The sequence below is a fragment of the Limnohabitans sp. Rim47 genome, assembly GCF_001517545.1.
Lineage (GTDB): Bacteria > Pseudomonadota > Gammaproteobacteria > Burkholderiales > Burkholderiaceae_C > Limnohabitans_A.
In genome coordinates, this window is the sequence record NZ_FBYA01000002.1 from 134,966 (window position 1) to 147,453 (window position 12,488).

The window sequence follows — 12,488 nt, forward strand, 5'->3', positions numbered from 1 at the left end:
CTTGGGCCCCGATCGACGCCAAATTCAAGGTTTTAAGCCGTTACAATCTGCCCCCAAGGAAGCGTGGCAGAGTGGTCGATTGCACCGGTCTTGAAAACCGGCGACTCGAAAGGGTCCGTGAGTTCGAATCTCACCGCTTCCGCCAAGACCTCACGCAAAAAGCGCTCTTTTAGAGCGCTTTTTGCTTTGTGGGACAGGTCAAAAGATCTTGGCGACTCAAATTTGTCAATTGGCTGACAAATAATCAATCGCTAATATCAACAAAATCGAAACAAAGCCGATAAAAATACTATACTTAATTTCCATCCTAAATGTTTAAGGACCATGGAAAATTCACAATCCCTCTTTGTTACCGCTTATTTGCGTTTTTTGCAACTGGCCAAAGTCATTCAAGCCTTGCCCAGTGGCATGGAAATGGATGCCAACGAAAGCGCCTTGTTGCAAGCGGTGGTTTTGCGCTGGTACGAAAACAGTCCCATGACCGTGCGCGAGGCCATTGGCTTGGCCGATTTAGGCTCGCCCGCGACTTTGCACAAACGCATCACCCGTTTGCGCGGAAAAGACATGCTCAGCACCCTTAACCTGGAGGGTGATCGCCGGGCCAAATTTCTGATTCCGACCGAACGGACATTGGAGTATTTCAGTCACCTCGGTCAATCCATGCAGCAGGTGCACCAATCCCAAGCGGCATGAAGATCGCCCCTCAAGAAGCTTTTGAAACAGCGGCACTGACCTTGGGCAGTGCCGCGTTGTTCGTGAGCTTCTTCCACCTCAATGGTTGGCTTTTTTCAAACTTGGCGTACGCAAAAGGCGTCAATTGGGTATTTTTACCCGCAGGCTTTCGCATCGTGCTGGTCTTGATTTTGGGCCTGCCGGGCGCCACAGGGATCATGTTGGGCACTTGGTACCTTGACCAAGGCTCACTGGAAAGTCAGCCGTGGCTGGTGTTGCTCACCGGCATGGTTTCGGGTTTCACCCCCTTTGCAGTCATGAAGGTCCTAGCCAAAGGCCAACAAACTGCCCGTCTACTGCGAGGCATGACCACCCAAAGTCTGCTCAATTTCACCTTGATTTTTGCGGCCGCCAGTGCAGTGGCCCATCAACTGCTGTGGCTGGTGATGGAACGCGCCGATGTGAACATTTGGGTCGACGTCTGGCCCATGTTCATTGGCGATGCGATTGGCTCTTTGCTGATGCTCTACACCTTCAAACTGCTGCTCTCGCAGATGAAAATCAAGGCGCTCTGATACGCCTTGACGAGTGACAGGCTCACTCTGCCAGGAAGAGTGCCTGCAAGTCGCTCAAAAAGTCGAAACCCTTTTCTGTCGGCCAAACCCGGTGCAGGTCACGTCCGATCAAACCCAGTTTTTCGGCCTCTTGCAGGCCCTGCTGAATGCTGGTCATGGCCAAGCCCGTGCGGTCCACATAGTCGGCCAGGGCAAAACCACCGCGCAGGCGCAAGGCATTGAGCATGAACTCAAAGGGCAGTTCCTGGCGTGACACCTCGGTGCTTTGCGTGACCGGCTCGCCCTTCATGGCTTGCTGCATATAAAGGGCAGGCTCGCGGTAACGCACCTGCCGCAGCACGCGGTGCGCGAAACTGAGTTTGCTGTGCGCCCCGGCGCCAACGCCCAAGTAGTCACCAAACTGCCAATAGTTCAGGTTGTGCGCGCACTGGTGTCCCGGCTTGGCGTAGGCCGACACTTCGTACCGGTCCAGCCCGGCCGACGCGGTCAGCTCGGTGATGCGGTCCATCATTTCGTAGGCCAAATCGTCTTCGGGCAAAGTGGGCGGAAACTTGGCGAACACCGTGTTGGGCTCGATCGTCAGGTGATAAATCGAGATGTGCGGTGGCGCAAAAGCCAGTGCAGTCTGGATGTCTTGCGTCAGGCCTTCCAGCGTCTGGCCCGGCAAGGCGTACATCAGGTCCAGGTTGAAGGTGTCAAACACCTGCGCGGCTTCGGTCACGGCGGCCAAGGCTTGGTCGCGGTCGTGCACCCGGCCCAGTGCTTTGAGGTGTGCGTTGTCAAAACTTTGTACCCCAATCGACAAACGGCTGATGCCGGCCTGGCGGAAAGCCTTGAAGCGGTCTTTTTCAAAGGTACCGGGGTTCGCTTCCATGGTCACTTCGGCATTGGGCGCCAAGCGCACACGGGCACGGATGCCGCCGATCAAACGGTCAATGGCATCGGGTGAAAACAGGCTGGGCGTGCCGCCACCCAAAAACACCGTCTGGATGCTGCGGCCCCAGATCAAGGGCAAGCTGGCTTCAAGGTCAGCAAAAAGCGCGTCAATGTAGGCGTCTTGCGTCGAAGGCGCGTCGGCCCCGGCTCGGAACTCGTGTGAATTGAAGTCGCAATACGGGCACTTTTTGATGCACCAGGGCAGGTGCACGTACAGCGACAGCGGCGGCAACGCGTTCAGTTGCAGCAAGCCAGGGCGCATGGCGTGCACCGGGTCCAACATTGGATTCATGACAGGCTCATGTTGATACGTGGTCCGACCAACGATCGCGCATCAGCGCCAGCATGGCCTGAGCCGCACGGCCCCGGTGGCTGTTGGCGTTTTTGACTTCGGTGGGCAGTTGGGCAAAGGTCTTGCCAAACTCGGGCAAAAACATGACCGGATCGAAGCCAAAACCGTTGCTACCCAAACGCTCACGGGTGATCTCGCCCACCACCCGGCCCACTGCAATCAGAGGTTCCGGGTCATCGGCGCTGCGCACAGCCACCAGCGTGCTGACCATGGCGGCGCGTCGGTTGGCGATGCCTTGCATTTGTTCCAGCAACGCGGTCACGTTGTTGTCATCGCTTTTGGGGTAGCCAAAGCGGGTAGCGTAGTACGCCGTGTCCACACCGGGCTGACCACCAAATGCGTCCACACACAGACCCGCGTCATCGGCCAAGGCAGGCAAACCGCTGAGTTGCGCTGCATGACGGGCTTTGGCCAAAGCGTTTTCAACAAAGGTTTTGAACGGTTCTTCGGCCTCCGGGATGTTCAGCTCAGACTGGCGCACCAGCGTCATGCGCAATGGTGAAAACAGGGTTTGCAGTTCGGCCAATTTGCCAGCGTTGTTGGAAGCAAGAACGATTTTCATGACACCGTCACCCACACTTCAAGCTGTGAAAGTGAGAGTTTTGGGCGCGTCGTGCGCCTGCTTTTGCAGCTGCACCAGTTGCGCAATGCCGTTTTCGGCCAGTGCCAACATGCGGTCCATCTCGACACGGGTGAAGGCCACGCCTTCGGCTGTGCCTTGCACTTCCACAAAATTGCCCGATCCGGTCATGACCACGTTCATGTCGGTGTCGCAGGCCGAGTCTTCGGGGTAGTCCAAATCCAGCAAGGCTGTGCCGTTTTTCAGGCCCACCGAAATGGCGGCCACGCGATCCAGGATCGGCGATTCGCTCAGTTTGCCGGTGGCCATCAGCCAGTTGACGGCGTCTTGCGCCGCCACAAAAGCGCCCGTAATGCTGGCGGTGCGGGTGCCGCCATCGGCCTGAAGCACGTCGCAATCGAGGTGAATGGTGCGTTCGCCCAGTTTCTTGAGGTCAAAAACGGCACGCAATGACCGGCCAATCAGGCGCTGAATCTCTTGCGTGCGGCCGCTTTGCTTGCCGCGTGCGGCTTCCCGGTCGCCGCGTGTGTGTGTGGCGCGAGGCAGCATGCCGTATTCGGCCGTCACCCAGCCTTCGCCGCTGCCTTTTTTGTGGCCCGGCACTTTTTCTTCCACCGAAGCGGTGCACAACACTCGGGTCTGGCCAAACTCGATCAGCACCGAGCCTTCGGCGTGAACGGTGTAACCGCGGGTGATGCGCACAGGGCGCAAAGCATCGGCGGCGCGACCGGTTCGGACATAAGAGGCAGTCGTGGTGTTCATGGTGTGTGTAAAAGTAGGTTTGAAGCGTGCCAGCAATGGGGGGCAGGCAGAGAGTTTGCGATAATCCACGGTTTGGTGTTCGCACCTTGTGCGGCCCATTTGCAGCGCTCCAGTCTCTTTCTTGCAAGCGAAGAAGGGCTGTGCTGTCCCAAGGAATTTGACCGATGCCAGTTTACAGTATGACCGGGTACGCCAGCGTGCAGCACAGCCCGCTGCCCACCGAGGGCGAGGCCCCTGCCAGCACAGGCCCCACAGCACGATTGGGCCTGGAAATCCGCTCGGTCAACAGCCGTTTTCTGGACCTGAGCTTTCGGCTGCCAGAAGAGCTGCGCCAGCTCGAACCCGGCCTGCGCGAGCTGATCACCCGCCAAATCAAGCGCGGCAAAGTGGAAGTGCGTGCCAGCCAAGATGCGGGCGATGGCGCTGCGCTGCAAACGCCCAACCACCAAGCGCTGCAAAAAATCGCCGCCCTGCAAGACAAAATTCAGGATTGGTTGCCCGATGCCCGCCCTTTGAGCGTGGCCGATGTGCTGCGCATGACGGCTGGCAGCTCGGGCCAAGCCGCACCCGACGAAGCCGCCTGGATGCAACTGGCCACCCGGGCAGTAGATGCCCTGCGCGAAGCCCGCTCCCGCGAAGGTGCTCGCCTGACCGACATGCTGCAAGGTCACATCACCCAGCTGCTGAGCTTGGCGGAACAAGCGGTGCCGCTGGTGCCACAACTCGTTGAACAACAACGCCAACGCTTTCTGGAGCGCTGGAAAGACGCCATGGCACTGGCCGACGGCAGCCACCTGCCCGAAGCCGCGCAAGACCGTGCCCTGACCGAGGCCACGGCCTTTGCTATCCGCATCGACGTGGCCGAAGAGCTGACCCGCCTGCGCTCGCACTTGGACGAAATCTCCCGCCTGCTGACCAAAGGCGGCGACATCGGCAAACGCCTGGACTTTTTGATTCAGGAACTGCACCGCGAAGCCAACACGCTGGGCTCCAAATCGGCCGTGCTGGAAATGACCCGCATTTCTGTGGACATGAAGGTGCTGATCGAGCAAATGCGCGAACAAGTCCAGAACATCGAATAAAGAACCTGAGCATGGATTACCCCGGAAACCTCTTTGTCGTGGCCGCCCCCAGCGGGGCCGGCAAATCCAGTCTGGTGAAAGCCTTGATGGAGCTGGACTCGCGCGTCCAGCCCACGGTCTCGCACACCACCCGCCCCCCGCGCGGACAAGAAAAGCACGGGCGCGAGTACTTTTTCGCATCCGTTCAGGAATTTGACGCCATGGTGCTCGGCGATGCCTTTGTCGAGTGGGCGCATGTCCACGGCCAGCGCTACGGCACCTCCAAAAAGATGATCGAAGACCGCATGGCCCAAGGGGCCGATGTGATTCTGGAAATCGATTACCAGGGTGCCTTGCAGATCAAGAAGATGTATGCCAACGCGGTGCTGATCTTCATCTTGCCGCCCAGCTGGGAAGAATTGCGCTCGCGCCTGGAGCGGCGCGGCGAGGACACGGCCGAGATCATTGAGCTGCGCTTGCAAAATGCCGCTGTCGAAATGGCTCAGGCCCAGGAATTCGACTTCGTTATAATCAACGAAGTATTTGATCGTGCCCTGTTTGACCTCAAAGCGGTTGTTCACGCCCAGCGGCTCAAGTACCACGTCCAGCGCCGAGCACGGCCTGACACCTTTCAAGCGCTCAAAATTGCTTGAATCTCGCTCAGAAATTCTCAAGGAAAACATCATGGCCCGCATCACTGTTGAAGATTGCCTGGAACAGATCCCTAACCGCTTTCAGCTGGTTTTGGCTGCCACCTACCGAGCCCGCATGCTGAGCCAAGGTCATACACCCCGCATTGAAAGCAAAAACAAGCCTTGCGTGACCGCCTTGCGCGAAATTGCTGCAGGCAAAGTCGGCGTCGAAATGCTCAAACGCGTTTCCTGATCCGCACCTCACCCGGCACCTGCCGGGTCACAAAAGCCCCAGTGATGGGGCTTTTTTTTGTCCCACGAAAAAGCCAGCAACGCCTTGCGTTACATTGATGTCATGAGTAATGCAACGCCCCCATCCTCCAAAGCAGGTCACAGCCGCGCCAAGGCCGTGCCACCGGCTGCGGCCAATGCGGCAGCTGCCAGCTTTGCGGTGCTGGAGGCTCAACTCGGTTACCTGAACGAAGCCGAAACGGAGATGGTGCGCAAAGCCTACAAGTTTGCTGACGAAGCCCACTTGGGGCAAATGCGCAAAAGTGGCGAACCCTATATCACCCACCCCATTGCGGTGGCGGGTTTGTGCACCGAATGGAAGTTGGACGCCCAAGCCTTGGCCGCCGCTTTGTTGCACGACGCCATGGAAGACTGCGGCGTCACCAAGATCGAGTTGATCGAGCGCTTTGGCTCACCAGTGGCTGAACTGGTCGATGGCCTGACCAAGCTGGACAAGCTGGAGTTCAACACCCGCGAAGAAAACCAAGCCGAGTCGTTTCGCAAAATGCTGCTGGCCATGGCCCGCGATGTGCGTGTCATCCTCATCAAGCTGGCCGACCGCACCCACAACATGCGCACCATGTCGGACATGCCGCGCAGCAAGTGGGGCCGAATTGCCTCGGAAACACTCGAAATTTACGCGCCCATTGCCCACCGCTTGGGCTTGAACCAGATTTACCGCGAACTGCAAGACCTGTCGTTCAAACACCTGCTGCCCTGGCGCTATGCGGTGCTGACCAAGGCCGTGTCACGGGCCCGCAACCGCCGCCGCGATCTGATTCAAAAGGTGCAAGTCGATGTGGAAGCCGTGTTTGCGCAGGCCAAGATGGATGTGCGCATCAGTGGACGCGAAAAAACGCTCTATTCCATCTACAAAAAGATGGATGAAAAACACCTGAGCTTTGCCCAGGTGACCGACATTTATGGCTTTCGGGTCATCGTGCCCTCCGTCATTGACTGCTACACCGCCCTCGGCTGGCTGCACCAGATCTACAAGCCCGTACCTGGCAAGTTCAAAGACCACATCGCCATTGCCAAGGTCAACGGTTATCAATCACTGCACACCACGCTGGTGGGCCCGTCGGGTGTGAACGTCGAGTTCCAGATGCGCACCGAGGCCATGCACCTGGTGGCCGAGTCAGGTGTGGCCGCGCATTGGCTTTACAAAGAACACGCATCGGCCAATGCCCAGTCAGAGCGTTTGGGCACGCAGTGGCTGCAATCGCTTTTGGACATCCAGACCGAGACGCGCGATGCGGCTGAGTTTTGGGACCACGTCAAGGTCGACCTGTTCCCCGATGCGGTTTATGTGTTCACGCCCAAGAGCCAGATCATGGCCTTGCCGCGCGGTGCCACAGTGGTGGACTTTGCCTACGCCATCCACAGCCGGGTGGGTGACCATGCGATAGCGGCCCGCATCAATGGCGACCAGGTGCCACTGCGCACCGAGCTCAAAAACGGCGATGTGATCGAAGTGATCACCGCACCGGTGTCTGCCCCCAACCCGGCCTGGCTGGGTTTTGTGCGCACCGGACGGGCGCGCTCCAAAATTCGCCACCACCTCAAAACCATGGCACAGACCGAGTCGGTTGAGCTGGGTGAAAAACTCCTGACCCAATCGTTGCGCGCAGAGGGCATCGACAAACTGCCTGCGGACGACGATGCACACCAAGCGCTGTGGGAAAAACTGTTGCGCTTCACAGGCAACCGCAACCAGCAAGATTTGTTGATGGACATCGGTTTAGGCAAACGCATTGCCACCATCGTGGCCAAGCGCTTGGCCGCCTTGTTGTCAGAATTGGGCCAAAAACCCGATGCATTGCTGATGACCCGAGAGCGCTTCACCGCGCACGAATCCATCTCGCAAGGCGCTATTACCCTCGATGGCAGTGAAAACGCATCGGTGGTCTATTCACGCTGTTGTCGTCCCTTGCCGGGTGACGACATCGTGGGCTATTTGGGCCGTGGTGAAGGTTTGGCCGTGCACACCCGTGACTGCGCCACGGCAAGAAAACTGGAACACAAGGACCGTGAGCGCTTCATCGGCGTCGAATGGTCAGACGAGTTAACGCGCAATTTTGAAACCAGCATCAATGTCACCGTCGTCAACGGCAAAGGGGTCTTGGCCAGAGTGGCTGGGGCATTGGCCAGCGCCGAAACCGATATCGTTCACGTCGACATGGGGCACGAAACCCCGCAAGACACGGCCGAGTTGAAGTTCGTGGTCGCCGTGCGCGACACCACTCACCTCGAACAAGTGCTGCGCCACCTCAAACGCACACCTTCCGTGATCCAGGCAAACCGACAAACCAACAAAGGCAGCTCGGCCTCTTAAGGCGGCCTGTTAAGGCGGCCTGTTAAGGCGGCCTGTTAAGGCGGCCTCAGGCCTGCTCCCCAGGCGGGGCAGGATAGCTGACCTGCAAAACCTCGATCTCCAGCACACCTGCAGGCGTGACCAACCTGAGCTCGTCGCCTTCGCGTGACTTGACCAAGGTACGTGCGATTGGCGAGACCCAACTGACCTGTCCTTGCAAACTGTCAGCTTCGTCAATGCCCAAAATCGTCACCGTGCGTTCGGTGCCCGAGGCTTCGACATAGGTGACCGTGGCACCAAAAAAAACCTGATCGCTGCCGTGGTGCACCGCCGGGTCCACCACTTCGGCCAGCTCCAGACGCTTGGTCAGGAAACGAATCCGCCTGTCTATTTCACGCAAGCGTTTTTTGCCATAAATGTAGTCACCGTTTTCTGATCGGTCACCATTGCTGGCCGCCCAGTGCACGATCTCAACCACCTTGGGACGCTCATCGTCGATCAACCCAAAGAGCTCGGCCCTCAAACGGGCATAACCTGCTGGCGTCATGTAATTGCGCGCACCTTTGGGCAAGGCGGGCAAACCCAAGTCGTCGTCATCGTCGGTGTCTTGGTTGGGGGCTTTGCTCATGTCGTGATGCTACAGAGGCAAGTGAAAGACGCAAGGGTCTCTGGATGGTGACGAACGCGCGCTTTTGGCGGCACATTTTGAGGAGCAGAAATAGAAAAAGCCCACAACTTTCGTTGTGGGCTTTCTAATTTTTGGTGCGGCTGGCAGGAATCGAACCCACGACCCCTTGGTTCGTAGCCAAGTACTCTATCCAGCTGAGCTACAGCCGCATCATGCATCGAATTATAGCAAGCTTTTTTGGCCCATTTGAGCCTGCCCACAATTTATTGCCAGGAAACTGCTGACATGTCGTTCGCAAAAACCGGCGAGCTCGACCACAGGCCCTTCAGGCCTTTGCGATACACCGATGTGTTGGATGCATTGAACAAAAACACATTGACTGCATCCTTGGCAATCAGACGTTGCATGTCGCCAAACAACTGGGTGCGCTCCTTGGCTGCCGTGGTCGAAGAATGTTTGGCCGCCAGATCACGGAAAGCCTTGCTGTCGTACCCCCAGTAATACTGCGGGTTGGCATAGTTCATATAGTCCAGTGGCTCAACGTGATTGATGACCGTCAGGTCAAAGTTGCCCTTGAAGGTACCGCCCAGCCATTGAGCCCATTCGACGTTTTCGATCTTGGCGATGATGCCCACCTTGGCCAGTTGTGCCGCGAGAATCTCGCCGCCCTTGCGTGCATAGGGTGGCGGCGGCAAGGTCAAGGTCACGTTCAGCGGTGTCTGGACACCGGCTTCCTTGAGCAGGGCTTTGGCTTTTTCCGGGTCGTACGCATAAATGCCGCTCAACTCGACATAGCCCGCATCGGTGGGGGCCATGTGACTGCCGATGGGTTTGGCGAGCCCTTCAAAAACACCATCGATGAACGCCTTTTTATCGATCGCATGCGACAAAGCACGGCGCACGCGCACATCGTCAAACGGCTTCTTGCGGTTGTTGATGGTCATGATGCCCTTGCCTGCCGTGCTGCCGACTTCAACCATGAAGCGCTTGTCGGCCTGAAACTGCTTCAGGCTTTGTGGCGATTGAAAGCGGGGCATGCCATCGATGTCGCCAGCCAACAAAGCAGCCACCTGTGCAGCCGAATCGTTGATGAAACGGAAAGTGACTTTCTTCACCTTGATCGCGTTGGCATCGCGAAAACCATCCCATTTAGACAGCGTGACGGCCGTGCCCTTGGCCCAGCTGTCGAGTTTGTAGGGGCCTGTGCCGATCGGCTTGGTGGCAGCGTTGGCCGCGCTGTCGGGGTGCAGGATGACCGCTGTGTTTTCACCCATGCGGAACAAGAAGTTGCCATCCGGGTTGTTCAGCACCAGCACCACGGTGTGCGCATCGGGCGTTGAAATGTGGCTGATGTTGTTGAACACGGCACCTTTGGCTTTGTTCGTGCTCTTGGGATCTTTGGCACGTTCAACACTGAACTTCACTGCCGCAGAGTCAAAAGGACTGCCATCCTGAAACCTCACGCCCTTGCGCAACTTGAAGGTGTAGGCCTTGCCATCGGCGTCCATTTTCCAGCTCTCGGCCAGCAAGGGACTGATGGAGCCATCGACGTTGATCTTGGTCAGGCCTTCGAGGATGTTGTAGTGCACCACTTCGCCAATGGCCGCAGCTGGGGCCATGGTGGGATCGAGGCTGGTGGGCTCCAAAATCATGCCCAAAATCACGCTGTCCTTGCGCGATTGAGCTTGCGCCTGCAACGGTGCCCAGGACAAGCTGGCCGCCAGCAGGGCCACCGCGCTCAAGCTTACAGTGCGGCGCGTGATGGGGAATTGAACTTTCATGTTTTCTCCTGATCTAAAAATGCGTCCCGTGTACCGGGCACGGCTGAAATGAGCATCCGAGTGTAAGGATGCGCGGCATGCTGAAAAATTTGTGCTGAGGAGTCTTGTTCAACCACTTGGCCAGACTGTAAAACCAACACATCGTCGCACATGAGATTAACGACGGCAAGGTCGTGGCTGACCAACAAATAGCTCAATCCGTGACGATCTTGCAGGTCCATCATCAGGTTGAGCACCTGCGCTTGCACAGACACATCCAGGGCACTCACCGGCTCGTCGGCCACGATCAAGGAAGGGCGGGTGATCAAGGCCCGGGCGATGGCAATGCGCTGGCGTTGCCCCCCCGAAAATTCATGGGGGTATTTGTCCAGATCGGCGGTTCTGAGGCCCACTTCGCTCAAGGCCTCAGCGGCGCGGTCGCGCAGCTCGGTTTGACTCACGGCGCGGTCGCGCAGCTCGGCGCTATTGAAGGCGGACTCGCGCATCGCCGAACGACGGTCGGCAGGGGGCTGCAAAGTCCAGATCGGCTCGGTCACGATGCCGAGCACTTTTTGGCGCGGATCAAGCGAACCGTAAGGGTCTTGAAAAACCATTTGAAAACCGCTGCGCAGATGCCGCAACTGGGACGTGCTGGCCTGATGCAGATCCACGCCGTTGAACAACACCTGCCCTTCGCTGGGTTGATCGAGCGCCATCACCAAACGGGCCAGCGTCGATTTGCCGGAGCCAGACTCCCCCACAATGCCCAAGCTCTTGCCCGGCTGCAGCTTGAAACTCACGTTCGACAAGGCCTGCAAGCTGTTGGCGGGGCCCCACAGGGACGATCGCGGCAGGGCAAAACGCCGCCCCAACTGCCGAACTTCCAGCAGCGGTGGCATGGTCGGTTTCTGGGCCTTCGTCATGACAGCCTCCAGCGCGGACAACACACCACATGGGCTTGATCGGTGGGGCTGGACGGTGGCACGGTTTCGGCTTGAGGCGGAGTGCGACGGCAATCGTCTACAGCCCAAGCGCAGCGGTCCGCAAAAGCACAGCCCGTCGGCAAATCCATTAACTCAGGCACGCTGCCGGCAATCGTGTTCAAGCGTGTCCCGCGGGCCAAGCCCAAACGTGGCCGCGCAGCAAACAGCCCCCGCGTGTAGGGGTGTGCTCGGTGGGCAAACAAATCAGCGGTGGCCGCGCTTTCAACCACCGAGCCACCATACATGACCATCACACGGTCCACCTGGTCTTGCATCAGGCCCAGATCATGGCTGATCAGCAGCAGGCCCATGCCGTCTTCATTGACCAATTGCTTGATCAAGGCCAGCACCTCTTTTTGCACCGTGACATCCAGCGCCGTGGTGGGTTCGTCGGCAATCAGCAGGTCAGGGCTACAGGCCAAGGCCATGGAAATCATGACGCGCTGTCGCTGACCGCCTGACAGCTCGTGCGGATACGCGTCAAGACGCTCTCGCGCCCGAGGCAGCTGCACACGATCGAGCAATTGCAGGGCACGCGCCTTGGCCTCGGCCACCCCCATGTGCTGGTGCAAGCGCAAGGGCTCGGCAATTTGTTTCCAGATGGGGTGCAGCGGGTTGAGTGCCGTCATCGGCTCTTGAAAAATCATGGCCATGCGCGCCCCGCGCAACGGGCACAGTTGGGCCTCGGGCATGTCCACCAGCTCTTGGCCTTGGAACAAAATCGATCCGCTGACCTGTGCGCGTTCGGGCAACAAGCCCATCAATGCCAAAGCGGTGAGCGATTTGCCGCAACCACTTTCACCAATCAAACCGACCGTCTGGCCCCGTTCGAGTTGCAGCGAAACGCCACGCAGGGCCTGCGCCCACCCCCGTGCCGTGGGCAAAGTGAGCCGCAAGTCAGTCACTTGCAGCAAAGGCTTGGCGGTGGACATGTCAGCCATG

General features: G+C 58.3%; 13 protein-coding genes and 2 tRNA genes. 7 read left to right on the top strand and 8 right to left on the bottom strand.

Annotated features, from left to right (window positions below; all coding sequences use genetic code 11):
* Positions 1-57: 57 nt before the first annotated feature.
* From BN3544_RS05550 to BN3544_RS05560, 3 genes are all read left to right on the top strand, one after another.
* Positions 58-145, top strand: a tRNA-Ser gene (locus BN3544_RS05550).
* A 179-nt stretch (positions 146-324) separates the two neighbouring features.
* Entirely contained in the window at positions 325-693 is a 369-nt protein-coding gene (locus tag BN3544_RS05555) for a hypothetical protein (RefSeq protein WP_019429520.1), read from the top strand.
* Positions 690-1,247 carry a hypothetical protein gene (locus BN3544_RS05560; RefSeq protein WP_019429519.1) on the top strand — a complete coding sequence of 186 codons (558 nt, stop codon included), beginning with the start codon at positions 690-692 and terminating at the stop codon, positions 1,245-1,247. The genes BN3544_RS05555 and BN3544_RS05560 overlap by 4 nt, the downstream gene beginning before the upstream one ends.
* Before the next feature lie 22 nt (positions 1,248-1,269).
* Here the strand turns inward: BN3544_RS05560 and hemW are convergent, their stop codons facing one another.
* The 3 genes from hemW to rph are packed head-to-tail and all read right to left on the bottom strand — an operon-like array spanning position 1,270 to position 3,877.
* Positions 1,270-2,466: a radical SAM family heme chaperone HemW gene (gene hemW, locus BN3544_RS05565; protein WP_019429518.1), complete on the bottom strand. Its 1,197-nt coding sequence runs from the start codon at positions 2,464-2,466 to the stop codon at positions 1,270-1,272.
* 16 nt (positions 2,467-2,482) lie between these two features.
* Complete coding sequence (gene rdgB, locus BN3544_RS05570; protein ID WP_019429517.1) at positions 2,483-3,097, bottom strand: RdgB/HAM1 family non-canonical purine NTP pyrophosphatase; 615 nt, start codon at positions 3,095-3,097, stop codon at positions 2,483-2,485.
* Positions 3,098-3,115: 18 nt separating this feature from the next.
* A complete protein-coding gene (rph, locus tag BN3544_RS05575) occupies positions 3,116-3,877 on the bottom strand; it encodes a ribonuclease PH (protein WP_019429516.1) in 762 nt (253 codons plus the stop codon).
* A gap of 164 nt (positions 3,878-4,041) precedes the next feature.
* On the opposite strand from rph, the gene BN3544_RS05580 reads away from it, so the two are divergent.
* From BN3544_RS05580 to BN3544_RS05595, 4 genes are all read left to right on the top strand, one after another.
* Positions 4,042-4,959, top strand: coding sequence for a YicC/YloC family endoribonuclease (locus BN3544_RS05580; RefSeq protein WP_193364658.1), 918 nt, complete (start codon positions 4,042-4,044; stop codon positions 4,957-4,959).
* 11 nt (positions 4,960-4,970) lie between these two features.
* A complete protein-coding gene (gene gmk, locus BN3544_RS05585) occupies positions 4,971-5,591 on the top strand; it encodes a guanylate kinase (RefSeq protein ID WP_019429514.1) in 621 nt (206 codons plus the stop codon).
* Positions 5,592-5,622: 31 nt separating this feature from the next.
* Complete coding sequence (gene rpoZ, locus BN3544_RS05590) at positions 5,623-5,823, top strand: DNA-directed RNA polymerase subunit omega (protein ID WP_026036562.1); 201 nt, start codon at positions 5,623-5,625, stop codon at positions 5,821-5,823.
* Positions 5,824-5,925: 102 nt separating this feature from the next.
* Positions 5,926-8,196 (top strand): RelA/SpoT family protein, encoded by a 2,271-nt coding sequence (locus tag BN3544_RS05595; protein WP_050999087.1) that lies wholly within the window; start codon positions 5,926-5,928, stop codon positions 8,194-8,196.
* A 46-nt stretch (positions 8,197-8,242) separates the two neighbouring features.
* Here the strand turns inward: BN3544_RS05595 and greB are convergent, their stop codons facing one another.
* From greB to BN3544_RS05620, 5 genes are all read right to left on the bottom strand, one after another.
* Positions 8,243-8,803 carry a transcription elongation factor GreB gene (greB, locus tag BN3544_RS05600; RefSeq protein WP_019429511.1) on the bottom strand — a complete coding sequence of 187 codons (561 nt, stop codon included), beginning with the start codon at positions 8,801-8,803 and terminating at the stop codon, positions 8,243-8,245.
* Between the two features lie 132 nt (positions 8,804-8,935).
* Positions 8,936-9,012 (bottom strand) — tRNA-Arg (locus BN3544_RS05605).
* Between the two features lie 54 nt (positions 9,013-9,066).
* A complete protein-coding gene (locus BN3544_RS05610; RefSeq protein ID WP_019429510.1) occupies positions 9,067-10,584 on the bottom strand; it encodes an ABC transporter substrate-binding protein in 1,518 nt (505 codons plus the stop codon).
* Entirely contained in the window at positions 10,581-11,486 is a 906-nt protein-coding gene (locus tag BN3544_RS05615; protein ID WP_019429509.1) for an ATP-binding cassette domain-containing protein, read from the bottom strand. Before BN3544_RS05615 ends, BN3544_RS05610 begins: the two co-directional genes overlap by 4 nt.
* Entirely contained in the window at positions 11,483-12,487 is a 1,005-nt protein-coding gene (locus BN3544_RS05620) for an ABC transporter ATP-binding protein (protein ID WP_019429508.1), read from the bottom strand. The genes BN3544_RS05615 and BN3544_RS05620 overlap by 4 nt, the downstream gene beginning before the upstream one ends.
* Position 12,488: the final 1 nt, after the last annotated feature.